Origin of the sequence: Pseudoduganella rivuli (assembly GCF_009674485.1) — a bacterium.
In the GTDB taxonomy this organism is placed as follows: domain Bacteria; phylum Pseudomonadota; class Gammaproteobacteria; order Burkholderiales; family Burkholderiaceae_D; genus Rugamonas; species Rugamonas rivuli_B.
Genome location: NZ_WKJJ01000001.1, coordinates 77,311 through 99,189 on the forward strand (window position 1 = coordinate 77,311; position 21,879 = coordinate 99,189).

Genomic DNA, 21,879 nt, shown 5'->3' on the forward strand with positions numbered 1-21,879 from the left:
GAAAAGCTTTGCTAGACTAGGATTAGTAGATCTGCTCGACGTTTCCTTGCAACTTGTGGTTGCGTGCGCCACGCCAATGCGTGGCAGAATACACTTTCAAAATAAGTAACTGTTTTAACGAGACTCACTATGCCCAGCCCGGACGAAATTCTGAACGCCAAGATTCTTGTGGTGGACGATTGCGCCGACAATATCGACCTCATGCTCGAAATCCTGCGCGATGCCGGCTATATGAATGTCTCGTCGACCATGTTGCCGGAACAGGTGTGCGAACTGCACCGCCTCCACTGTTATGACCTGATCTTGCTGGACCTGCAAATGCCGGAGTTGAACGGCTTCCAGGTCATGAAGGGCCTGAAGGAAATCGAGCAGGATGGCTATTTGCCCGTTCTGGCGCTGACGGCCCAGCCAAGTTTCAAGATTGCCGCGCTGGAAGCGGGCGCACGCGACTTCATCAGCAAGCCCTTCGACTTACTGGAAGTTCATAAACGCATCCACAACATGCTGGAAGTGCGCCTGCTCTACAAGGAACTGGCCCAGTACAGCAAGAAGCAGCAGGAACTGGCGCTGCACGACCCGCTGACAGGCTTGCCGAACCGGCGCCTGCTGGAAGACCGGATTGCCACCACGTTGCAGCACGCCACGCGCCATACGCGCAAAGCCGCCGTCATGTACCTGGACCTGGATGGATTCAAACCCATCAACGATACCCACGGCCACGCCACCGGCGATGAAATCCTGAAACAGGTCGCGCAGCGCCTGGTGGGTTCGTCGCGCAAGGAAGATACGGTGGCGCGCGTGGGCGGCGATGAATTCGTCATCGTGCTGGCCGAAGTGACAAACGTGGCCAGCGCGCTGGAGCCCGCGTCGAAACTCATTGAAGTGATCTCGGAACCGTACCAGGTGGGCGACCTGACGTTGAACCTGTCGACCAGTATCGGCATCGCCCTGTTCCCGGACCATGCGAACGACGTCAACCAGTTGATCCACATGGCGGACCAGGCCTTGTATGAAGCCAAGCGCAGCGGCAAGAACCGCCACTGCGTGGCCCAACTGCCGCTGGCGCCCGACGTGCTTGATGGGGCCACGCCGGCGGTTGGCGTCGGCGCGGCCCAGCAAAGCGCACAGCAAGCTACCGTATAAAGGCCGCGCAGTCCGCGCGGCCCGTTGCCCTGCAAGCGCCTGCCTTGTTAATGCGCTGCCAGCTCCTCTTCCTTATGAACGCCTTCTTCCGTCGACGCTTCCGTCCGCGCCGCATGCTGGTGGTCGGAACAGGCGTCGACTTTTTCCGGCGCCACTTCGATCCGCGTGATGCCGGCATCGACGGAAATCGGGTCGCTGGCGGGGAATGTCATTTCCACCGCCTCATCGAGCAGGGTTTCCTTGGCGATTTCCGCCGGACCCGGCTGTTCATGGTCGGCCAGCGTGGTGATGGCCTGCGCCCATTTGACGAATTCCAGCTGCGCCAGGTCGCGCACGGAAACCACGTTGAATGCCTTGGCCAGCGCCCTCGCGTCCGCCGCGCTCACACCGCGCAGCGCACTCACCGGCGCGTCGGCCAGTTCGCGGAAGCATTTGGTGGTCCAGGCTTTGTCCACGACAGTATCGATATTCATAATGCGCATCCTTTCGTTGGTTGTCATAGTCCGTTCCCACTATCGCAGGTGCGCTCCCCACTGACTGTGCGCAGGCGTACACTTAGCTGTGTTCCGTTGCGTGTCGGGGTTTTTGACATGAACTTGTCACGTTGTTATGATCAGTCAATAGTTTGTCTGGCGAAACAACGTCACCAACCACAGCTCAACCGTGCCTAAAATAGACAAACCAAAAATCCTGGTGGTCAACGACGATGCGAACAGTTTGTTCGCATTGACCAGCTTGCTGGCACAGTGGTCGGATCAGGAATCCTTCGAAGTAATCGCGGCCCGGTCCGGCGAGGAAGGTTTACGCCAGGTCTTGATGCACGATTTCGCCGTGATCCTGCTGGACGTGAACATGCCCGGCATGGATGGCTTTGAGACGGCGGAAGCGATCCACCAGCGCGCGAAATCCGCCGACATTCCCATTATCTTCATTACCGCCTTTGTCGCCGACGAGCTGGACCGGCTGAAGGCATACCAGCGCGGCGCCGTGGATTTCCTGTTCACGCCCGTCATTCCGCAAATCCTGCATGCCAAGATTTCCGTGTTCGTGGCGCTGGCCATGAAAAACGAGGAATTGAAAAAACAGGCGCGCCAGTTGAGCCAGCGCACCACGGAACTGACCGCCACCAATAAACGCTTGACGCGGGAAATCGAAGAACGGCGCGTCGTGGAACGGCAAAACCATGCGAAGGATGAATTCCTCGCCATGCTGGGCCATGAATTGCGCAATCCGCTGTCGGCCATCAGCAGCGCCGCGTCGCTGCTGGGCTTGCCCGGCGCGTCGGGCGAAAGCATGACGCGCGCCAAGCAGATCATCCAGCGCCAGAGCCGGCACCTGGGGCGCATCGTCGACGACTTGCTGGACTTGTCGCGCGCCATGTCCGGCAAGATCCTGCTGAACCTGGCGCCGCTGAACATGGCGGAGCTGGTCACGTCGTGCCTGAACACTTACCGCACCACGGGCCGCACGGGCGGCCACGCGGTCACCTTGGACGTGGAGCCGGGCTGGGTCAGCGGCGACACCACGCGGCTGGAACAAATCATCAGCAACCTGCTCGACAATGCATTGAAATACACGCCGCCCGGCGGCGCCATCCACATCAGTTGCGACTGCGACGACAAGGAAGTATCGGTGTCGGTTGAAGACAGCGGCGTCGGCATCAGCGCCGACCTGTTGCCACAGGTGTTCGACGTCTTTGTGCAAGGCGCCAGCACGCTGGACAGGGCCCAGGGCGGGCTCGGCATAGGACTGGCGCTGGTGCGCCGGCTGATTGAACTGCACGGCGGCGCCATCAGCGCATGTAGCGATGGCGCCGGCGAGGGCAGCATCTTCACATTCCGGTTGCCGCGCATCGCGGCGCCGGCAGAACAGAGGTCGACGATTATGGAACCAACAGACACCAGCAAGCCTACCGTGCTGCTGATTGAAGATAACGATGACGGCCGCGAAATGATGGCGATGATGCTGTCGTGCTACGGCTTTGAAGTGCGGCACGCGGCCGATGGCTTGCAAGGGCTGGAAGCGGCGGAGCAATTCCGGCCCGACCTGGCGCTGGTCGACATCGGCCTGCCCGGCATCGACGGCTATGAAGTGGCGCGCCGCCTGCGCTCCAATCCCGTTACGCAAGACATGAAGCTGATCGCGCTGACGGGCTATGGCCTGGCGGAAGACCAGCGCCGCGTGCTGGAGGCGGGATTCGACTTGCACCTGGTGAAACCCGTCGATATCGACAACCTGATGAAAGCCATCGGTTCGTGCGCACCGGCCACTGTCAAGACATGACATCGCTGAGCGAGTCCGTGCGACAACTTTCTCCCGGCACAGGTATGATCGCGCCATCCGCCTCCCCAAATGAGCCTGCCATGTCCGGACCCATCGCCGCCACCTCCGTTCCAGCATCGACTGACGCCCTGCGCGCTGCCGACCTGAATGAATTGCTGGGCCACAGTTTCACGTGCTGGGATAACGAACGCCGCCAACTGTCGCGCCAGTTACACGACAGTGTGGGTTCATCGCTGACGGCGCTGACCATGCACCTGGGCTTGCTGATGCAAAAAATGCCGCCGGAACCGGCGTTGCAGGAACGCGCCACGCAAATGAAAAACCTGCTGCACACGGTGATTGAAACCAACCGCAAAATGCAGCATCAGCTGTGGAACGACAAGCTGGAATTCCTCGGCGTGCGCGTGGCGCTGGGCGAACTGGTGACGCAGTTCGGCGAAGAGCACAAGATATCCGCCCGCGCCAGCCTGCCGGAAGAAGAACCGTGCTGCCCGCGCAGCCATCACGTGGTGCTGTTGCGGGTGCTGGAAGAAGGACTCAACAATATCGCCGCGCATGCGCAGGCCAGCGCGGTGGAGGTCATCGTTGACGATAACGATGACGAGATCATGCTGACCGTGAAGGATAACGGCGTCGGGCCTGGCGGGCAGGCCATCGATGGTCAAGGCAAGCATGGGTTGCGGGTGTTGCGGGAGCGGGCCGCGTATCTGGGCGGGACCGTGACGTTGGCTGCGGGTTCCGGCGGCGGGTCCGTGCTGACCGTGGTGCTGCCGAAGCCAGCGGTTTAAAAGCTCAATGCAATTTGACCAGCGGCGTGGAACGCTTGATCAGGAAGCGCGCCAGCGCCAGCACCGCCGTCCGCACTGTTCCCAGCACAGCCTGGTGATGCATCAGGTGCAAACTGGTGTACATCAGCCGCGCCACAAAACCGTCGACAAACCAGTTCAAGCCCTTCAGCGACCCCATCAGGCTGCCCACTGACGACGTCTGGCCGAACGACACCAGCGAACCATAGTCGCGGTACACGTACGGCAACGTGGATGCCGGCTTGCCGGCCGCTTCCCGTAAAAACCGCTCCGCCAGGTAATCGGCTTGCTGGTGCGCCGCCTGGGCGCGAGGCGGCACGGGTTTGCCGTCGGCCCCTTTGCAAAACGCGCAATCGCCCAGCCCATAAATGTATGGAAAACCCTGCACGGCCAGGTTGGCCGCCACGTCCAGCTGGCCGCCTTTCACGGTGGGCAAGCCCAGCGTGGCCAGCAAGTCCGGCGCCTTGATGCCGGCCGCCCATACGACGATGTCGGACGGGTAGCGCCCGCCCTCCTGCGTGGTGACGGCGTCCGGTGCAATCGCGGTGACGCGGGTATTGGTGACGACCTTGATGGCCCGCTCGCCCAGCAGGCGCAGCGCGGCGGCGGAGACCCGTTCCGGCAGCGGCGCCAGGATGCGGGGCGCCCCTTCCAGCAACGTGATGCGCACATCGCGCATGGCTTCCAGGTGGCCGAAACCGTATGATGCATAGACGCCGGTCGCTTCGCGCAATTCCGCCGCCAGCTCGACGCCCGTGGCGCCGCCGCCAATGATGACGATATCGACACCGGCTGAGCCGGGGCCGGTGCTGCCGGGCGCGGGACTGGCCGGGGTGGCGCCGCGGTCGGGCGCGGCACCCTGCCCCTTGCGCAGCGCGGCCTTGGTCAACAGTTTGAGCAACGTGAGGCGGAAGCGCTCCGCATCTTCCGTCGCATTAAGGGAAATCGTGTGTTCCTTGGCGCCGGGAACGCCAAAGTAATTTGACGTGCTGCCGACCGCCAGCACCAGCGATTCAAATGAAATCACCCGTTGCGGCAACACTTCTTCGTGCTCCGCCGTGGTGATGGCCGCCACCGTCAGGGTCCTGGCGTGGGGATCGAGCGCCGTCATCGGCCCGTAGGCAAACGTGAAGCCGTTGTCGTGCGCCAGCATCTGGTACGACAAGCCTTCCTGGTGGATATCCAGCGTACCCGCCGCCACCTCGTGCAGCGACGGTTTCCAGATGTGGTACAGGCGGCTGTCGACCAGCATCACCTGTTCGGGACCAAGCCGGCGGCCCAGCTTGCAGGCCAGCTCCAATCCGCCGGCCCCGCCTCCTACGATGACGATTTTGCTGTGCAATGGCGCTCCCTCATGGGTTGGTTCAGTCGTCCTTGTGATGGCCTTTGCCGTGGTGCTTGCCTTCGTGCTTGCCCTCGTGCTTGTCGTGATGCTTGTCGTGGCCATGACCATGATCGCCGCGGTCGCCGCGGTCGCCATAGTCGCCGTGGTGGCTTTCACGGTAGCGCGGCGCATAGTCATTGACGTACCAGTCGTCGCGCACGAAGTACACTTTGCGGCCGCAAGCGTTGTACTTGCCGCAGTGCTTCGACCATTTCTTTTCATGGCCCGGCGGCACGCGCAGGTACAGCGGCGCCTCGATCACGCGCACCGGGCGCTGGATGATGACAGGTTCCGCGTAAATCACGGGCGGCGGCGCCATGTTGCCGATATCGATACGGCCATAGAAGCCGGGCTGGCCGACGCTGATGGATACATTCTGTGCGCTGGCGGCTGCGGACACTGCCAGCAGGCTGGCTGCGATCAGGATCTTGTTCATGTTGATTTTATGGTCAGGTTATTCGAATTACTCAGGACTACGGCGTCATTGTAATATTTCCTGCTATCAACGTCTGTACGCTACCGTACATAAGGCAACTAAAAGTTAGCGATTGGCAACACCAAGCCGGTAAACCACGCCCATTGCGGCGTCGCGCGGTTCAATCCGCGCGCCACGCCTACGTCCACGGTCAGGCGCGGATGGGGGCTGTAGGCTGCCGCCGCCAGCAGTTGCGCGGTGGATGGCGTGCCGCTGCGGCGTGCGCCGGACCATTCCACCGTCGCACCCCATTGCGCGTTGACCGGCGTGGAAAACGATGCCGACATGCCGGTTTGTATCCGCCCTTCCCCGGGCGCACGGGCGCCGATGCGGGTGGCGTTCAGGTTGGCATCCATGTGGATCGCCCCGAAGTCGCGGCTGCAAATGCCGTTCACGGCATAATCGGCCTTGCCGCTGCCGATGCCGGTTTTCGCGGTTGGCGCCCGCGCAGTCCATTCCAGCCCGTATGCCTCGCCTTCGCCCGCCAGCCACGCGCGCTTCAGCGTGAATGCCGTATCGCCGGCGCCCCGTTCGCGCGCCATGCCGGGTTCGCGCTGCGATACCCACGCTTCGCCCCCCACCACCACGCCCCATTCCGGATTGAAGCCCAGCTTCAGGGCGTACGGCAGGCTGCTGCGGCGGGCGCCATGGTCACGCTGGCCCAGGCCGCCCAGTTCCAGTTCGAGCTGGCCGGGCGCCGGCAATTGCGCGGGACTGGAGACCGACGGGCGGTATGGCGTGACCGGGGGAGCATCGTCCGCATGGCTCGCCAGCGGCATCGTCAATAACAGGAAGATCGCGGCACTGCGCTGGCGCATCTGAACCTCCATATTGTCGTCAATTGTTGTGGGTCATGACAGCCTAGCATGCCCGGGAAAGCCATGCTAAACTAATAGTTAGATATCTAATGATTAGTCAGATAATATGTCACAGTCTAACGATGAACGCTTTGCCATAGCATTGCATACCACGGCGCGCCTGTGGCGCGTGGCGCTGGACCGCCGCCTGAAAGACCTGGGCATGGGCCAGGCCAGCTGGATGACGATAGCCACCGTGGCCAAGGGCGAACCGTTGTCGCAGACGGAACTGGCCAGCCGCATCGGCGTGGAAGACCCGACCATGGTGGCCATGATCGACCGCCTGGTGAAAGCAGGCCACCTGGTGCGCACGCCGTCCGAGACCGACCGCCGCGTGAAACTGGTGTCGCTGACCGATGGCGGCCGCGAGATTTATGCGCGCGTGAAAAAAGAAGCGGAAGCGTTCCGGCACGACATCCTGGGCGATGCCGACGCGGCGAAGCTGGCGGAGGTCGCGGACTTCCTGGAGGCCGTGCAGCGCAGGATCGAAGCGCAGCCATGACAGCCACGCCGGCGCAGCCGCAGCAAGCTCCAATCAACCGGCGCATGATCACCTTGTCGATCATGCTGGCCACCGTGATCCAGGCGCTGGACGGCACCATTGCCAACGTGGCGCTGCCGCACATGCAGGGCAGCCTGTCGGCGTCGCAGGACCAGATCACGTGGGTGCTGACGTCGTTCATCGTGGCGGCCGCGATCGCCACGCCGCTGACGGGCTGGCTGTGCGACCGTTTCGGCCTGAAAAACGTGTTCCTGATGTCGGTGGCCGGCTTTACGCTGGCGTCCGTGCTGTGTGGCCTGTCGATGAGCCTGGGCCAGATCGTCGGCGCGCGCCTGTTGCAGGGCGTGTTCGGCGCGGCGCTGGTGCCGCTGTCGCAATCCGTGCTGCTCGATATCAATCCCCGTGAAAAACACGGTTCCGCCATGGCGGTCTGGGGCATGGGCGTCATGATCGGCCCCATCCTCGGCCCCACCCTGGGCGGCTGGCTGACGGACAGCTATGACTGGCGCTGGGTGTTTTTCATCAACGTGCCGGTCGGCGCGCTGGCGTTTTACGGCATCTGGAAATACATCCGCCCCACCGCCGCGACGCGCCGCATGCGTTTCGACGTGTTCGGCTTCGCCACGCTCAGCCTGGCCATCGGCGCACTGCAAATGCTGCTGGACCGGGGCGAACAGAATGACTGGTTCGCGTCAACGGAAACGTGGGTGGAAGCCGTGGTGCTGGCGCTGTCGTTTGCGTGGTTTGCCGCGCACACCGCGTTTTCGCCGGCCGGCAGCACGTTCTTCAATTACCGCCTGCTGAAAAATGCGAATTACGTCAGCGGCCTGCTGTTCATTTTCATTGTCGGCATGGTGCTGTTCGCCACGCGCGCATTGACGCCGACCCTGCTGCAAGGCTTGATGGGTTACCCCGCCACGGTGGCGGGTCTCGTGACGGCGCCAAGCGGGCTGGGCACCATGGTCGCCATGCTGATCGTGGGCCGCCTGGTCGGCAAATTCGACGTGCGCCTGCTGCTGGCCACCGGTTTTGCCATCACGGCCTTTTCGCTGTGGCAAATGAGCGACTACACGCTGGTGCTGTCGACGCACGACATCATCTGGCCGGGCGTGATCCAGGGGCTGGGACTGGGCCTCGTGTTCGTGCCGCTGTCGACCGCCACCTTCGCCACCCTGCCGGCCGAATTGCGCGCCGACGGTACCGCCATTTACAGCCTGGTGCGCAATATCGGCAGCAGTGTCGGCATCGCGCTGGTGCAAACGCTGTTGGTGCGCAATACGCAGACCGTGCACGCGGCGCTGGTGGCACGGGCCGTGGTGACGGACACCACGCCGGACGCGCTGAACTTGCTGAACCTGGAAGTGACCCGGCAGGCGTCGATGATCGCCTATGTCGACGATTTCTGGCTGATGACGATATTGACCCTGGCCGCGATTCCGCTGCTGGTGCTGGTGCGCCAGCCGGCCAAAAGCGCCGCCGCCAAACCCGACCCCGCCGCCAGCCACGCGGCCATGGAGTAACGAACATGCCATTGCATACGCTCCGGCGACCTGTTGCCTTAGCCTGCCTCGGCGCTCTGACGGCGCTGGGCCTGGCCGGCTGTGTTTCCATCCCGGCCGACCACACGCCGCCGGGCAAGACCGCCCCGCACGCAATACCCGCGTCGCTGGCCGCCATCGGCGCCGCCGACATCCGGCTGGCCCGCGACGGCTGGCCCGACGCGAACTGGTGGCAAGCTTATGGCGATCCGCAACTCGATGCGCTCATCGCGGCCGCGCTGGCGTCCAGTCCATCGCTGGATGCCGCCGCCGCGCGCATCGCGCAGGCGCAGTCGGTGCAAGCCCATGCCGCCGCGGAAGGCGGTCTGGCGGCCGGCGTCACCGGCAACGCCAACCGCCAGCGCTATTCCGCCACCGGCCTGCTGCCCGCGCCGATCGGCGGCAGCTGGTTCACCGAGGCATCGGTACGCATCGAAACCCGCTATGACTTCGACTGGTGGGGCAAGCACAAGGCGCAAGTGGCCGCGGCCGCGGGCGACGTGCAGGCGCGCCGCGCGGAGCTGGCGCAAGCGGAACGGGCGCTGGCCGCCGCCCTCGCGCAAAGCTATTTCCGCCTGCAAGGCGGTTGGGCGCACCGCGCCAACCTGGCGCTGCGCATGGCGGCGCAACGGGACGTCATTGCCGACACCGAAAAACGCGTGGCGCACGGCCTGGCCGTGGCCGATGAAGCGCGCCGCGCGCAGGCGGACCTGGCGCTGCTGGCCCGCGATGCGGCGGCCATCGATGGCGCCAACCTGCATGAGCGCGAAGCATTGCGCGCGCTGGCCGGCGGCGCCGGTGCGGCCGGCCTGATCGCTTCGCTGGCGCCGCGCGCATTGCCCGCTGCCGCCCCCGCGCTGCCGTCGCAACTGGGCATGGAACTGCTGGCGCGCCGCCCGGATTTGCAGGCAGCCCGCTGGCGCGTGGAAGCATCGCTGAACCGCATCGATGCCGCCAGGGCCGCGTTTTACCCGGATATCGACATGGCGGCCGGCATCGGCCTGAATACGATTTCACTGGAACGCCTGCTGACGCTCCCCAGCCGCACCTTCATGGCGGGACCGTCGATCGCCCTGCCCCTGTTCGACAGCAAGCTGCTGGCGGCACAGCTCGACAGCGCGCGCCAGCAGCGCAACGCCCTGGTGGCCGACTACAACCAGGCCGTGCTCGATGCCGTGCGCATGGTGGCACAGGATGCCGCCACCGTGCAGGCGTTCGATGGGCAATTGTCCGAACAGCAGGCCGCGATTGCCGTTTTGTCCACGCAGCTAGCCACAGTACAGCGCCGCGTGGACGCCGGGCTGTCCGGCCGCCGCGCCGCGCTCGATGCACAACTGACGCTGCTGGGCTTGCAGGACCAGCAGCTGCAACTGCGGCAGGCCCAGGCGCTGGCGCATGTCGCCTTGATCCATACACTGGGCGGCGGCTACCAGGCCGCGCCCTTATCAGTACCCGCACTGTCCCAACACCCATGAGCACCGCCATGACCACCGAGACCCCGAATCCGCAGCGCCGCAAGCGCGCCCTGGCCGCCATCACCATTGCCTTTATCCTTGCCGGCGCGGCCTACGGCGTGTATTACAAGACCACGCTGTCGCACTACCAGGAAACCGATAACGCCTACGTGGGCGGCAACCTGGTGACCCTGTCGTCGCAAGTGGCGGGCAACGTGGTGGAAATCGGCGCCGATGAAACGCAGCTGGTCCAGGCGGGCGCACCGGTCGTGAAGCTGGACCCGGCCGATGCCGACGTGGCGCTGCAGCAGGCGCAAGCCAGGCTGGGCGCCACCGTGCGCCAGCAGCGCCAGCGCTATGCGGACGTGGCGCAATTCGACGCCGCCATTGCGCAGCGCAAGCTGGCGCTGGCCAACGCGCAGGAAGACCTGGCGCGCCGCGTGCCGCTGGCGGCCGACCATACGGTGTCGGGCGAAGACGTTGCCCATGCGCGGCAAGCCGTGGCCAATGCCAAAGCCGCCGTGTCCGTGGCTGAAAAACAGGCGCTGGCGGCGCAAGCGGGCGTGGCTGGCGTGGCGCTGGCCGACCATCCGGCCGTACAGGCCGCGCGGGCCGAATACATTGCCGCGTGGCTGGCCGTGCGGCGCAATGCGGTGGCGGCCCCCGTCTCCGGTTACGTGGCGCGCCGCAACGTGCAAGTGGGCGCCCGCGTGACGCCGGGCCAGCCGCTGCTGGCCATCGTGCCACTGGACCAGTTGTGGGTGGATGCGAACTTCAAGGAATCCGAACTGCGCGACATCCGCATTGGGCAACCCGCCACCATCGAGGCGGATTTATACGGCAGCAAAGTGGTCTACCACGGCAAGGTGCTGGGCCTGTCGGCCGGCACCGGCAGCGCGTTTTCCGTGCTGCCGGCGCAAAACGCCAGCGGCAACTGGATCAAGGTGGTGCAGCGCGTGCCGGTCCGCATCGCGCTCGACCCGCGCGAACTGGCCGCGCATCCGCTGCGCATCGGGCTGTCGACCACGGTGACGGTCGATATCCACCATACCGACGGGCCCATGCTGGGCAGCGCGATGCCGCCGGCGCCCGTGTATCAGACCAGGGTGCTGGAGCAGCCATTGCAGCAGGCGGGGGTGGCGGCGGATGGGGTGATTGCGCGGAATATGTGAGTTCGTTTACGGGCGGGACGCGTCTTGAAGACACGCTAATACCTTGCGTCCCGGATAATCATTTCTGTTCGGGTAAGCCAGGCGATGGTAGCAGGTCCAATAACTCGTTATGCGCCGATCAAGCGTCGCCAGATAGCCGGGATTTTCTTCAGCGAACGCCGCAAGCAACGAAGTGTCGCGCGACATGATGCCATGAGCGACGTCATCAGCAATTTCGACAACATATTCCCCCGCTAGCTGGACGATATAGGGCGTCAGCCAATAGGCCTCGCTGCCTAACAGATAGCTAAGGCATTCCTGACGCAAGTAGCCGTCATAGTGCCGCGTCCCCAGACATGCGAATACGAGTTGATCGATGCCTTGCGCATCGATCAGCTTTCGGCGCAACAATTCAGGACTGTAATAGAGCCGATAAGGAATCTGCAGGGTCTCGTGATCGACGCTGACCTTGAACGCGTGGCGCGGCGGGTGCATTTCACCTTTTCGTACCAAGGAAAGAACATCGCGCGCAACGGGCCGCAATCGGGCCGGAATTCCCATCGTCTCGTCGCATCTCGGTTCGCAAGTGAAAGTAAACACGATAACCCTATATTAAAAAATTTGCCTTGAATCGGACGTGCGCCGGGCAGTTACTAACCCAGGACTCCAACGGCGTGGCCGCGCCGCACTGGGAACTTGGCTGTGCAGCCCCCCCTCCCGAGGCCCGTATTTGCAAACATGCTCAAATCGAGTGCTCAAACGTGCTCAAATTTCCTTAATCCTGCTCTTTTTTGGAAACTTGCAGGGAACTCTTTTCGCTACCTGCTGTCTAAATGATTACGTGCCAGGATTTGAGCACGTTCGAGCATAAAAGAAGCAAGTTTAAGGAAGGAGAAGAGCATGTTAGCCACTACGAGCCTGCAGATACCTGCCCCGATGCTGCTCCAATTTTTATCCTATGTGGAATTGCACTGTCACGGCATGGAGCCGGCCTTTGCCGCCAGCGAAGCGCTTAAACAATGGATGGAGCGCCGCAAACGCGGCGAGACCGGAGAGACGGAACCTGCGCCTGGCGGCTTTCGCTGGAAAACATTGTACCTGCCCGAAGGCACCCGGCTGCAGGTGGAAGGCCGCAGCGACGCCGGTTTCGCCTATGTGGCCGGCGACCAGTTGGTCTGGCGGGGCGAGCGCACCACACCGAACCAGTTTGCCCGCATGGCGCTGGGTTACCCATGCAATGCCTGGCGCCACATACTGATTACCATGCCGTGGGATACGCGCCCGGTTCCCGCGTCGCTCATCCGGCGGGATCCCCATTCGCCGGCGTTCGTCCCCACGCCGCAGCAAGTGCCCGGCGTGGTTGGCCGCAGCGCCAGCGGCAGTTTCCTGCCACGCCGAAGGCTCACGCTGCTCACTTATCCCAAGCTGTGGCCTGACTTTGAGCGCAGAGAAGCCCGCCACGAACGCCGCATCGGCGCGGAACGGCGGGTGGTCGACGCACTATGGGAAGATTAGCAGGCCGCTTCAATGCGGCGCTCCCACCTGCCCCACCTCCTGCTCCAGCACCCTCACCGCCGCCTGCGACTGCGCAATCACCTTCCCCGCAATCCTTGCCCGCATCTGCTGCACGCGCCCCGCCGCCTCGGCTTCCAGCACGATCGGCGTCAGCACCTGCCGCGCCGATTCGTGGAATGCCACGGCCACCTGTTCCAGCTGCGCGATGTACGAGTTCTCCGCTTCCTTCAGCCGCTTGCGCAACTCATCCTCGAATGCGCGGCGCTTGTCGCGGATTTCCGAGCGCTTGCGCTTGCCCGCGTCGGCGAACCATTTGAAGGCGCCGGCCAGCAGCACCGCGCCGCCGACGAACGGCGCCACCGGCACCACCACTGGCATGATAACGGCCACGCCGAACACGTAGGCCGCCGTGCCGGTGCCGGCGGCGGCCATGGCGCCGCCCATCAACGTGATGTTGGCGGCGGTTTCCGCCTTGTTGGCCAGCCGCGTGCCGATGCGCAGGCGCGGCATCAGCTTGGCCAGCGCGGCGTGGTGTTCGCGGTGGAATACCGTGTTTTGCTGCAGCCGCATGTCCGACTGGAACAACCGCAAATCGTGGTTCAGCAAATTCAACGCCTCTTCCTTGCGCCGCACCACGCGGTCCAGGCGGCGCTCCATCTCCTGGCCGAACTGGTTGCGGCCGATGCTGTCCCACACGTCGCCTTCTTTCCATTGGTCCGTATTCAGGCGGTCGGTAATGGCCAGTTCGATCGCATTGCCCGCGTCATGCACGGCGTCGTCGATGTCTTGCCACAGCGTGCTGCGCTCATGCGCGATGCGGGCATCGACCAGCGCCAGGCGCTGCTGCACTTGGCGTTTCAGATCCATGGCGGCCGCCACCAGCGATTCCGCCTGCGCCGCCAGTGCAACCTGCACTTCCGCATGCTCCTGGTACGCCAGCACGCCGGCCTGGATGGTGTCGGCGGCCCGCTGCGCCTGTGCGCGCAATTGTTCGATATCGAGTTTGCCCGACTGGTAGCGGCGCGCGCTGTCGATCAGTTCGACGTTGCCGGTCTGGCGCCCGAATTCCACGACGGTATCCGTCAGCGACCGGCCCCGCACCAGCTTGCGCGCCTGGTCGCCGATATTGGCCAGCAGGTTGCGCTCATCTTCCAGCGGCATATCCGCCAGCTCATCGACACGCAACCGGATGCCCAGCGCTTTCGCAACTTTGCCGGCCAGTGCCCGCGCCTTCCCGTTTTGCAGCGCAATCAATGGGCGCAACAAGGCGAACGCGCCTTCGCGCGCCTGGTGGTCGACGCCGACCGCGCTGCGCGCCAGCGCCTGCAACGCCCAGTCCACGCTGACGCCCGATTCGATGGCATTCAAGACCAGCGCATTGAACACGGCCGAAGCCTTGCCTTCGCCCGCCAGTTCCGTCACGGCGGCAAATTGCGCGAGGTTGGGCGCGCCGTCGGCCGCGGCGATCGCGCCTACCGTGCGCGCCAGCGCCGAACCGAAACTGTGGTCGGCGGATAAGTGTTCGTCCAGCGTACGGACGTCGATCAAATGTTCAGGCTCCATGCTGAAACATTATAGTTCCCATGATTTTCCCGGCAAGCACGCTACGATTTGCCGTCCGCCATATCAGCTATAGCGGCGCATCCGTCGACAGGAACAAGGTTTCCTTGATCTCTTCCATCACCACGTAACTCTTGGACTGCGCGGCGCCCGGCAATTGCAGCAGCATGTCGCCCAGCAGCTTGCGGTATTCCGCCATTTCGTGGATGCGGGCCTTGATCAGGTAATCGAAGTCGCCCGATACCAGGTGGCATTCCTGCACTTCCGGGATGCGCAGCACTTCGCGCCGGAATTGCTCGAACATCGACGCGGATTTCGTGTTCAGCGTGATTTCCACGAACACCAGCAATTTCGCCCCCAGTGCCGGCGCACTGATGCGCGCATGGTAGCCCGTAATGACGCCATCCCGCTCCATGCGCTTGACCCGCTCGATGACGGGCGTGATCGACAAGCCCACCTGTTCGCTGAGCTCTTTCATGGAGACGCGCGCGTCTTCCTGCAGGATGCGCAGGATCTTGCGGTCCAGCTTGTCCAGCGCACGGACGGATTCCTTTTGAGTTCGCATGAATTCTTCCTGTTTTACAAGAAATATACAGTAACAAATACTAGTAAAACATAAATACCATAGCGGTATCAACTAATCCAACATCTATATCCAGAGGAAGCATATGCGTATCGTTATTCTCGGCAGCGGCGTGATCGGTGTAACCAGCGCGTATTACCTGGCCCAGGCTGGCCACGACGTGACGGTATTGGACCGCCAGCCGGCCTCCGCCCAGGAAACCAGCTTCGCCAATGCCGGCCAGATTTCCCCCGGCTATGCTTCCCCGTGGGCCGCGCCCGGCATTCCGCTGAAAGCCATGAAGTGGATGGTGCAGCGCCACGCGCCGTTGGCGATCCGTCCGGACGGCACGCTGTTCCAGTTGCAATGGATGTGGCAAATGCTGCAGAACTGCAATGCCGAACGCTATGCGGTGAACAAGGAGCGCATGGTGCGCCTGGCTGAATACAGCCGCGATTGCTTCAAGGCGCTGCGCGCCGCCACCGGCATCGAATATGAAGGCCGCCAGCAAGGCACCACGCAGCTGTTCCGCACCCAGCAGCAACTGGACGGCGCCGCCAAGGATATCGATGTATTGAAAGAAACCGGCGTGCCGTTTGAATTGCTGACGCGCGACCAGCTGGTCAACGCCGAGCCGGGCCTGGCCCGTTCCAAGGACCGCCTGGTGGGCGGCCTGCGCCTGCCGAACGATGAAACCGGCGATTGCCAGCTGTTCACGTCGCGCCTGACCACGATGGCCGAGCAACTGGGTGTCAAGTTCCGCTACAACGTCAACATTTCCGGCCTGGCCATGGCTGGCGACGAAGTCAAGGGCGTCATGACGGAATCGGGCCTGGTGGAAGCGGACAGCTTTGTCGTCGCGCTGGGCGCCTATTCCACGCAATTGCTGGCCGACATCGTCAAGATCCCCGTGTACCCGCTGAAGGGCTATTCGATCACCGTGCCGATCGTCAATGCCGACGCGGCGCCGACGTCGACCATCCTGGACGAAACGTACAAGATCGCCGTGACCCGCTTCGACGACCGCATCCGCGTGGGCGGCATGGCGGAAATCGCCGGTTTCGACAAGCGCCTGAACCCGCGCCGCCGCGAAACCCTGGAAATGGTGGTCAACGACTTGTTCCCCGGCGCCGGCGATACGGCCAAGGCGTCGTTCTGGACCGGCCTGCGCCCGATGACCCCGGACGGCACGCCCGTTGTCGGCCGCACCGGCGTGCGCAACCTGTTCGTCAACACGGGCCACGGCACCCTGGGCTGGACCATGTCGTGCGGTTCCGCGCAATTGCTGGCCGATATCATGTCGGCCAAGCGTCCCGCCATCAAGGCAGACGACCTGTCGGTCAGCCGCTACAGCCGCGAGCGCATCACGGGCCGTCCGGAACTGGTGAACGCGTAAAAAGCGGCGGCCGATGTGCCGCCGCCACGCGCGCCCCTGTTCCACCATCCTTCCATTGTGGGAGCCGTGGGGCGTGCGTATAATTTTTTACATGAACAAACTCGAAGCCTACGGCCATATCGCGGCCCTTGCGATACGCGGCGACCTCGTCTTCCCTACCAGTGTCAATGCGGCGTTGCGCGTGCAACTCGCGCTGGACGACCCCGACTGCCCCATCGAAGAAGCCATCCGCCTGGTGCTGCAAGAGCCCCAACTGGCGGCGCGCACGGTGGCGCTGTCGAATTCCGCCATGTTCAACCGCACCAGCGGCCCGGAAGTGGTCAACGTGCGCTCGGCCATCATGCGCATCGGCTACCACAACCTGTTCGCGCTGGCGGCGGCCATGGTGGTGCGCTCGTTCGGCGCCAAGATCGCCAACCCCGACGTGCGCGCCAAGGCCGAGCAGCTGTGGCAGCACACGGTGCACGTGGCGTGCCTGGCGCGCGTCCTGTCGCGCGAAGTGACGGGCGCCAACCCCGATACGGCGCTGTTCGCGTCCATCGTGCATGAAGTGGGCAATTTCTATCTGCTGTCGCGCGCCGACGAGTTCCCCGGCCTGCTCGACGACGATCCCGACAACTGGCAACCCGCCAGCGAAGAAATCATCACGCGCGAAGTGCTGGCCAAGCTGAATGTGCCGGAAACCGTCAGTACCGCGATCCAGAGCCTGCGCGACGGCTTCCTGCAAATTCCACCGGAAACCTTGCTCGATACGCTGATCCTGGCCAATCAACTGGCCCCCGTGGCGTCGCCGATGGCGCCGCCGCCGCGCGAATTGCCGCCGCAGGGCGACTCCGTGATCGACCTGTTCATCGACGATGAACTGATGGAACGCATCATGTCCGAAGCGGAACGCGATGCGGCCGCGATGAACGCGGCGCTGCTGGTATAAGCAACCTCAGGTTATACCGGCAAGCGCGGCAAGAACTGCACCGGCTGCACGTCAGCCCCCTGCCCCTCTCGCTGGCGAGGCAACAGCTTCGCCAGCGTCAACCCATCGAGCACCTGCAAATACGCCTCAGTCGCTTCCTTCAGCTTGACCTTCAGATAACAATTCCCGTCCAGCACGCACGAATTATTCTCGGTGTCGAAACACTCGGCCATGAAGAAGTCGGACTCGCTCTGGCGCACCACGGCGCCGATATTGATCTCTTCCGGTTCCTTGCCCAGCCGCAGGCCGCCGTTGCGGCCACGGACGGTTTCCACCAAGCCGGTCACGCCCAGTTGGTGGATCACCTTGGTCAAATGATTTTTTGAAATGTCGTGCAAGTCCGCGATATCCTGGATCGTGACCAGGCGGTCGCGGTGCATCCCCAGGTAAATCAGCGATCGCAGCGTGTAATCGGTAAACGAAGTCAGTCTCATTGCAATGTGGGCCGTTCAGCGTCGTGCAAGCGGGTTCGGCGTCGGCTCCCCTACCTTGTGCAGCAAGTTGCGGTCGATGTGATGGAACGGCTCGTTTTCCTTGCCGCGAATCAGCATCACAGTATCTTCTTCATAGCCCCACGTGCCATCGTCATTGATGGTGACCTTGATCCGGTACTCGACGGTCTTGAAACCATATTCGAGGAACGGGTTGGAACGGATGCCATAGGTTTCCGAAGCGCGCTCGGCCACCAGTTCAAACGTGGTCGCATCCGGCGCCGCCGTGCCCGAAGCCATCGCGATCTGGCCGCGGGGAATCGCCAGCGTCTGGATCACGGTGTTGGTGGCCGGTTCCCACAGCCAGTAGCCGACCTGTTCATGATAAGTCTTGACCTGGTCCGGCTTGGTAATGAAGATCGTATAGCGCAGCCCGTAAAACAGTTGCGGGCCATTGGTCACCGGGTCGATCGGCTGCAATTCGATGCGCTCGACATACGCCTGTTTGCGCGGACCATCCTTTTTCGGCTTGATGTCGAGGCCGCGCTCACCTTCCCAGATCCCGGCCATGGCCGTCAGCGGGCCCAGGTTGGCCAGCGTGTTCACGTCCACATCGGACGGTTCGGTATAGATATCGTCAGAAAATTCACTCATGGCGCAGGATAGCAGGTCGCTGAAAGTTGCAGTGCGTCCATTCTAATGCAACTACGCTTATACGACACTCCACTCCGGCTGCGCCGCGTCGGCTTGCCCTTCCAGCATGCCCTGAATCAGTTCCGGCGCCACCGGGCGGCTGAACAGGTAGCCCTGCATGTCGTGGCAGCCACTCTCGTGCAGGAAACTGCGCTGTTCCGTGGTTTCCACGCCTTCGGCGATCACGCGCAGCTGCAGCTGGTGCGACAGCGAAATAATCGCGCGGGCGATGGCCTGATCGTCGCTGTTGGTGTCGAGGTCGCGCACGAACGATTTATCGATTTTCAGGCTGCTGATCGGGAACGATTTCAACGCGGCCAGGCTCGAGTAACCGGTGCCGAAATCGTCGATCGACAGCGAAATACCCATGGCTTTCAATTCCCGCATCTTCGCCACGGATTGCTGCAAGTCGCGCATGATCAGGCTTTCCGTGACTTCCAGCTCCAGCCAGCGGGGATCGAGGCCGGAAATTTCCAGCGCGCGGCGCACCCGCGCCACCAGGCGCGCATCGTCGAACTGGCGCGGCGACACGTTGACGGAAATCGTAATTGCCGGCAATCCCATGTCTTGCCATGCGCGGCCCTGGCGGCACGCCGTCAGCAACACCCATTCGCCAATGGCGACAATGGCGCCGCTTTCCTCTGCCAGCGGGATGAACTGGTCGGGCGGCATCATGCCCCGTTCCGGGTGGCGCCAGCGCAGCAGCGCTTCGACGCCGAACACCTGCCCCGTTTCCAGCCGCACTTTCGGCTGGTATTGCACGATGAATTGTTCGCCGTGCAACGCCGTGCGCAAGCCTTCCATCAGCGCCAGTTTTTCTTCCAGGCTGGCGTTCATTTCCTGCGTATAGAACTGCACGTTGTTCTTGCCCGTATCCTTGGCGCGGTACATGGCCGAATCGGCGTTCATCAGCAAGGTGTCCGGATCGCTGCCGTCGCGCGGATACATGGCCACGCCGATGCTGCACGACACCTGCACCGGCTGTCCGTCCAGCACCACGGGGCGCACCACGGCTTCCCGTATCTTGTCCAGCAACAGCATCAGCGCGCCTTCGCTGTCATGCTGTTCCGGCAACACCAGCACGAATTCGTCGCCGCCGAAGCGCCCCACCGTATCGTGGCGGCGCACGCAGCCCACCATGCGCGAGGCGACTTCCTTCAGCAATTCATCGCCGGCCGTGTGGCCCAGTCCGTCGTTGACCAGTTTAAAACTGTCGAGGTCAATGAAGGCCACCGCCACTTCGCGGTCGTTGCGCTCGCCATGCAGGATGGCCTGGCGCAGGCGGTCGTCGATCAGGCTTCGGTTCGGCAAGCCCGTCAGCGTGTCATGGTGCGCCATGTGCACGATGCGCTCTTCGGCCAGCTTGCGCTCGCTGATGTCGCGCACGATGGCCACCACGCCATCGGCCACCGCCACCACTTGCCAGTGCAGCCAGCGGGCATGCAGTTGCGGCATGGTGTTGTGCAATTCCTCTTCATAAATGCCGCCCTTGGACATGATGCGTTCCAGCTCGGCGAAGATGCCGTTGTGGCGCGCCTGCGGCAGCCATTCGCTGACTGTCATGCTTTGCAATTGTTCGCGCGACAGGCCGGTCAGCTTTTCCGCCCGGCGGTTGGTCGTCACGATGCGGAAATCCGTCACGGCGCCCTTGCGGTCGCGCTCGCCCTGCAACACGAAGAATGCATCCATGTTGGCTTCCGACGCGGCGGCATACGTTTCGTTGGCGCGGCGGATGCGGCGGCGCGCCCGCGCGCCCTGCCATGCCCAGTACCACGCCATCGACGCCAGCACCACCAGCACGGCGCTGGCGATGCCCGCTTCCATCAGGCTGTTGCGGCGGCGCTGTTCGAATTCCGCCATTTGCTCGCGCTCGGACAGCCCGGCCAACGCCAGCAGCGGGAAACCCTGCAGTTGCCGCGCCGTCGCATAGCGCCGCACGCCATCCCATGAATGGGTGGCCGGCGCGCCGACTTCCGCGCGCAAGTCGATCTGGTCGCCCCACGAAACCTTGTCGCCCGTACGCAGCGCGCGCACCACGCCGTCATTGCCGACCAGGGCCATGACGCCCTGCTCGCCCTGGCGGCGGCGCTCGTAACCGGCCGTGAAATAGCCGGGATCGACTTCGATCACGACCACGCCGCCAAACTGGCCATCCGGCTCATTGATGCGGCGCGTGAAATGCAGGCGCGGGTCGCCCGTCGCGTCATCGAGCTGGGTTTCGCCGACGCGCACGTCCTGCCCCGCCGTATCGCGATGGAAGCGGAAATACGGTTGCGTGCCGACCGACAGCGCGCGGGAAGCGGGATTGCGCGCCACGATGCGGCCCTGCGCATCCGCGATGCTGACCGTGAACACCAGGCCGGATGGCAGCAAGCCATGCAAGTTCAGTTCGGACAATGCGCCGGCCGCACCCTTGCGTTCCACCGCATAGCCGACCACGCGCAGCGTCTGTTCGATGCCGCCCAGGTTGCGCGCCACTTGCGCTTCATAGGTGTCGGCCAGTTCCTGCACGGATTCCGCGGCGCCCGCGCGGGCGGCCTGCCGCTCGATGTTAATGAAATGAAAAGTGAACGCCCAGATCGCCCCCACCAGCAGCGCCGTCGTCAGCGGCAGCGTCACATAGGTTTCCAGCGCGAGGCGCATCCATTTACTGCGCGCGGTCAGGCCGCGCGTACCCTGCCCAGGCGCCATTAATTCACCACCAGTACTGCGCGCACTGAGCGGTCCAGCGCGGAGCGGTCGATATAGCCGATCAGGGCGGGGTTTTGCGCCACCTGGCGGCGCACACTGGCATTGCCGGCCACTTCACGGGGTGGCTGGCCGCGGCCCGTGAAAATGTTGCGGCTCCAGTGTTCTTTTAATTGTTCCGGGCTCAGTTCGGCCACCTGGCTGTAAAACAGGTCGCGCTGTTTCGAACCGATGCGCTGGTCCAACGCGATGGCGGCGCCGCCGTGGGGGAAACGGGCGCCGGGTGCGAGGAAAATGCCGGCGACCTGGTCGCGGCGCAATTCAGTGACGGGACTCTTGGCCGAGACAATGACCACCAGGTCGCTGGACGGTACGGCGTGTGCGGAAGGCGCAGCGGCAGCAATGCAGGAAAGCATGGCGGCGGCAAAGCGTCGGACGTGACGTGCTTTTGGCATGGGAAATCTTTTCCAA

Annotated in this window: 21 protein-coding genes; 10 read left to right on the forward strand and 11 right to left on the reverse strand. The window is 63.5% G+C overall.

Annotated elements, in window-relative coordinates:
* Nucleotides 1–129 precede the first annotated feature (129 nt).
* Nucleotides 130–1,143, forward strand: a complete 1,014-nt coding sequence (locus GJ700_RS00395) for a diguanylate cyclase domain-containing protein (RefSeq protein ID WP_154370682.1) — start codon at nt 130–132, stop codon at nt 1,141–1,143.
* A 47-nt stretch (nt 1,144–1,190) separates the two neighbouring features.
* On the opposite strand, the gene GJ700_RS00400 is transcribed toward GJ700_RS00395, so the two are convergent.
* Complete coding sequence (locus tag GJ700_RS00400; protein WP_154370683.1) at nt 1,191–1,616, reverse strand: hypothetical protein; 426 nt, start codon at nt 1,614–1,616, stop codon at nt 1,191–1,193.
* Between the two features lie 190 nt (nt 1,617–1,806).
* On the opposite strand from GJ700_RS00400, the gene GJ700_RS00405 reads away from it, so the two are divergent.
* Complete coding sequence (locus tag GJ700_RS00405) at nt 1,807–3,426, forward strand: response regulator (RefSeq protein WP_371867765.1); 1,620 nt, start codon at nt 1,807–1,809, stop codon at nt 3,424–3,426.
* Nucleotides 3,427–3,506: 80 nt separating this feature from the next.
* The gene (locus tag GJ700_RS00410; RefSeq protein WP_229506706.1) at nt 3,507–4,214 is read left to right on the forward strand and encodes a sensor histidine kinase; all 708 of its coding nucleotides are present in this window, start codon (nt 3,507–3,509) and stop codon (nt 4,212–4,214) included.
* Between the two features lie 4 nt (nt 4,215–4,218).
* Here GJ700_RS00410 and GJ700_RS00415 read toward each other — a convergent pair whose 3' ends face one another.
* From GJ700_RS00415 to GJ700_RS00425, 3 genes are all read right to left on the reverse strand, one after another.
* Complete coding sequence (locus GJ700_RS00415) at nt 4,219–5,574, reverse strand: NAD(P)/FAD-dependent oxidoreductase (protein WP_229506707.1); 1,356 nt, start codon at nt 5,572–5,574, stop codon at nt 4,219–4,221.
* Nucleotides 5,575–5,596: 22 nt separating this feature from the next.
* Nucleotides 5,597–6,052: a hypothetical protein gene (locus GJ700_RS00420; RefSeq protein WP_154370686.1), complete on the reverse strand. Its 456-nt coding sequence runs from the start codon at nt 6,050–6,052 to the stop codon at nt 5,597–5,599.
* 98 nt (nt 6,053–6,150) lie between these two features.
* Nucleotides 6,151–6,909 (reverse strand): transporter, encoded by a 759-nt coding sequence (locus GJ700_RS00425; RefSeq protein ID WP_229506708.1) that lies wholly within the window; start codon nt 6,907–6,909, stop codon nt 6,151–6,153.
* Between the two features lie 106 nt (nt 6,910–7,015).
* On the opposite strand from GJ700_RS00425, the gene GJ700_RS00430 reads away from it, so the two are divergent.
* Genes GJ700_RS00430 through GJ700_RS00445 form a run of 4 tightly spaced genes read left to right on the forward strand, consistent with a single transcriptional unit; the run spans nt 7,016 to nt 11,614 of the window.
* Nucleotides 7,016–7,450, forward strand: coding sequence for a MarR family winged helix-turn-helix transcriptional regulator (locus GJ700_RS00430; protein WP_154370687.1), 435 nt, complete (start codon nt 7,016–7,018; stop codon nt 7,448–7,450).
* Nucleotides 7,447–8,970, forward strand: a complete 1,524-nt coding sequence (locus GJ700_RS00435) for an MDR family MFS transporter (RefSeq protein WP_154370688.1) — start codon at nt 7,447–7,449, stop codon at nt 8,968–8,970. Before GJ700_RS00430 ends, GJ700_RS00435 begins: the two co-directional genes overlap by 4 nt.
* Before the next feature lie 5 nt (nt 8,971–8,975).
* Nucleotides 8,976–10,463 carry an efflux transporter outer membrane subunit gene (locus GJ700_RS00440; RefSeq protein WP_154370689.1) on the forward strand — a complete coding sequence of 496 codons (1,488 nt, stop codon included), beginning with the start codon at nt 8,976–8,978 and terminating at the stop codon, nt 10,461–10,463.
* 8 nt (nt 10,464–10,471) lie between these two features.
* Nucleotides 10,472–11,614 carry an HlyD family secretion protein gene (locus GJ700_RS00445; protein ID WP_229506709.1) on the forward strand — a complete coding sequence of 381 codons (1,143 nt, stop codon included), beginning with the start codon at nt 10,472–10,474 and terminating at the stop codon, nt 11,612–11,614.
* A gap of 6 nt (nt 11,615–11,620) precedes the next feature.
* Here GJ700_RS00445 and GJ700_RS00450 read toward each other — a convergent pair whose 3' ends face one another.
* Nucleotides 11,621–12,154, reverse strand: a complete 534-nt coding sequence (locus GJ700_RS00450) for a hypothetical protein (RefSeq protein ID WP_154370691.1) — start codon at nt 12,152–12,154, stop codon at nt 11,621–11,623.
* A 339-nt stretch (nt 12,155–12,493) separates the two neighbouring features.
* Here GJ700_RS00450 and GJ700_RS00455 point away from each other — a divergent pair, with 339 nt between their 5' ends.
* Nucleotides 12,494–13,108: a hypothetical protein gene (locus GJ700_RS00455; protein WP_154370692.1), complete on the forward strand. Its 615-nt coding sequence runs from the start codon at nt 12,494–12,496 to the stop codon at nt 13,106–13,108.
* Between the two features lie 9 nt (nt 13,109–13,117).
* Here GJ700_RS00455 and GJ700_RS00460 read toward each other — a convergent pair whose 3' ends face one another.
* Both GJ700_RS00460 and GJ700_RS00465 read right to left on the reverse strand, forming a co-directional pair.
* On the reverse strand, nt 13,118–14,656 hold the full coding sequence (locus tag GJ700_RS00460; protein WP_229506710.1) for a hypothetical protein: 1,539 nt from the start codon (nt 14,654–14,656) through the stop codon (nt 13,118–13,120).
* A gap of 82 nt (nt 14,657–14,738) precedes the next feature.
* Nucleotides 14,739–15,233, reverse strand: coding sequence for an Lrp/AsnC ligand binding domain-containing protein (locus GJ700_RS00465; protein ID WP_154370694.1), 495 nt, complete (start codon nt 15,231–15,233; stop codon nt 14,739–14,741).
* 103 nt (nt 15,234–15,336) lie between these two features.
* Here GJ700_RS00465 and GJ700_RS00470 point away from each other — a divergent pair, with 103 nt between their 5' ends.
* Entirely contained in the window at nt 15,337–16,626 is a 1,290-nt protein-coding gene (locus GJ700_RS00470; protein WP_154370695.1) for a D-amino acid dehydrogenase, read from the forward strand.
* A 91-nt stretch (nt 16,627–16,717) separates the two neighbouring features.
* Entirely contained in the window at nt 16,718–17,557 is an 840-nt protein-coding gene (locus GJ700_RS00475; RefSeq protein ID WP_154370696.1) for an HDOD domain-containing protein, read from the forward strand.
* An 11-nt stretch (nt 17,558–17,568) separates the two neighbouring features.
* Here the strand turns inward: GJ700_RS00475 and GJ700_RS00480 are convergent, their stop codons facing one another.
* From GJ700_RS00480 to GJ700_RS00495, 4 genes are read right to left on the reverse strand one after another with little or no spacing between them, the layout of a single operon-like run.
* Nucleotides 17,569–18,030, reverse strand: coding sequence for an RrF2 family transcriptional regulator (locus GJ700_RS00480; protein WP_154370697.1), 462 nt, complete (start codon nt 18,028–18,030; stop codon nt 17,569–17,571).
* A 15-nt stretch (nt 18,031–18,045) separates the two neighbouring features.
* Nucleotides 18,046–18,681: an FABP family protein gene (locus tag GJ700_RS00485; RefSeq protein WP_154370698.1), complete on the reverse strand. Its 636-nt coding sequence runs from the start codon at nt 18,679–18,681 to the stop codon at nt 18,046–18,048.
* A 57-nt stretch (nt 18,682–18,738) separates the two neighbouring features.
* The gene (locus tag GJ700_RS00490) at nt 18,739–21,411 is read right to left on the reverse strand and encodes a bifunctional diguanylate cyclase/phosphodiesterase (protein WP_154370699.1); all 2,673 of its coding nucleotides are present in this window, start codon (nt 21,409–21,411) and stop codon (nt 18,739–18,741) included.
* Nucleotides 21,411–21,863, reverse strand: coding sequence for a phosphate ABC transporter substrate-binding protein (locus tag GJ700_RS00495; RefSeq protein WP_229506711.1), 453 nt, complete (start codon nt 21,861–21,863; stop codon nt 21,411–21,413). The genes GJ700_RS00490 and GJ700_RS00495 overlap by 1 nt, the downstream gene beginning before the upstream one ends.
* Nucleotides 21,864–21,879 lie beyond the last annotated feature (16 nt).

Coding starts and splice junctions, on each gene's coding strand:
- GJ700_RS00435 (WP_154370688.1), top strand. CDS start 7,447: ATGACAGCCACGCCGGCGCAGCCGCAGCAAGCTCCAATCAACCGGCGC.
- GJ700_RS00480 (WP_154370697.1), bottom strand. CDS start 18,030: ATGAGACTGACTTCGTTTACCGATTACACGCTGCGATCGCTGATTTAC.
- GJ700_RS00455 (WP_154370692.1), top strand. CDS start 12,494: ATGTTAGCCACTACGAGCCTGCAGATACCTGCCCCGATGCTGCTCCAA.
- GJ700_RS00400 (WP_154370683.1), bottom strand. CDS start 1,616: ATGAATATCGATACTGTCGTGGACAAAGCCTGGACCACCAAATGCTTC.
- GJ700_RS00425 (WP_229506708.1), bottom strand. CDS start 6,909: ATGCGCCAGCGCAGTGCCGCGATCTTCCTGTTATTGACGATGCCGCTG.
- GJ700_RS00440 (WP_154370689.1), top strand. CDS start 8,976: ATGCCATTGCATACGCTCCGGCGACCTGTTGCCTTAGCCTGCCTCGGC.
- GJ700_RS00495 (WP_229506711.1), bottom strand. CDS start 21,863: ATGCCAAAAGCACGTCACGTCCGACGCTTTGCCGCCGCCATGCTTTCC.
- GJ700_RS00485 (WP_154370698.1), bottom strand. CDS start 18,681: ATGAGTGAATTTTCTGACGATATCTATACCGAACCGTCCGATGTGGAC.
- GJ700_RS00465 (WP_154370694.1), bottom strand. CDS start 15,233: ATGCGAACTCAAAAGGAATCCGTCCGTGCGCTGGACAAGCTGGACCGC.
- GJ700_RS00445 (WP_229506709.1), top strand. CDS start 10,472: ATGACCACCGAGACCCCGAATCCGCAGCGCCGCAAGCGCGCCCTGGCC.
- GJ700_RS00420 (WP_154370686.1), bottom strand. CDS start 6,052: ATGAACAAGATCCTGATCGCAGCCAGCCTGCTGGCAGTGTCCGCAGCC.
- GJ700_RS00430 (WP_154370687.1), top strand. CDS start 7,016: ATGTCACAGTCTAACGATGAACGCTTTGCCATAGCATTGCATACCACG.
- GJ700_RS00470 (WP_154370695.1), top strand. CDS start 15,337: ATGCGTATCGTTATTCTCGGCAGCGGCGTGATCGGTGTAACCAGCGCG.
- GJ700_RS00475 (WP_154370696.1), top strand. CDS start 16,718: ATGAACAAACTCGAAGCCTACGGCCATATCGCGGCCCTTGCGATACGC.
- GJ700_RS00395 (WP_154370682.1), top strand. CDS start 130: ATGCCCAGCCCGGACGAAATTCTGAACGCCAAGATTCTTGTGGTGGAC.
- GJ700_RS00450 (WP_154370691.1), bottom strand. CDS start 12,154: ATGGGAATTCCGGCCCGATTGCGGCCCGTTGCGCGCGATGTTCTTTCC.
- GJ700_RS00490 (WP_154370699.1), bottom strand. CDS start 21,411: ATGGCGCCTGGGCAGGGTACGCGCGGCCTGACCGCGCGCAGTAAATGG.
- GJ700_RS00410 (WP_229506706.1), top strand. CDS start 3,507: ATGTCCGGACCCATCGCCGCCACCTCCGTTCCAGCATCGACTGACGCC.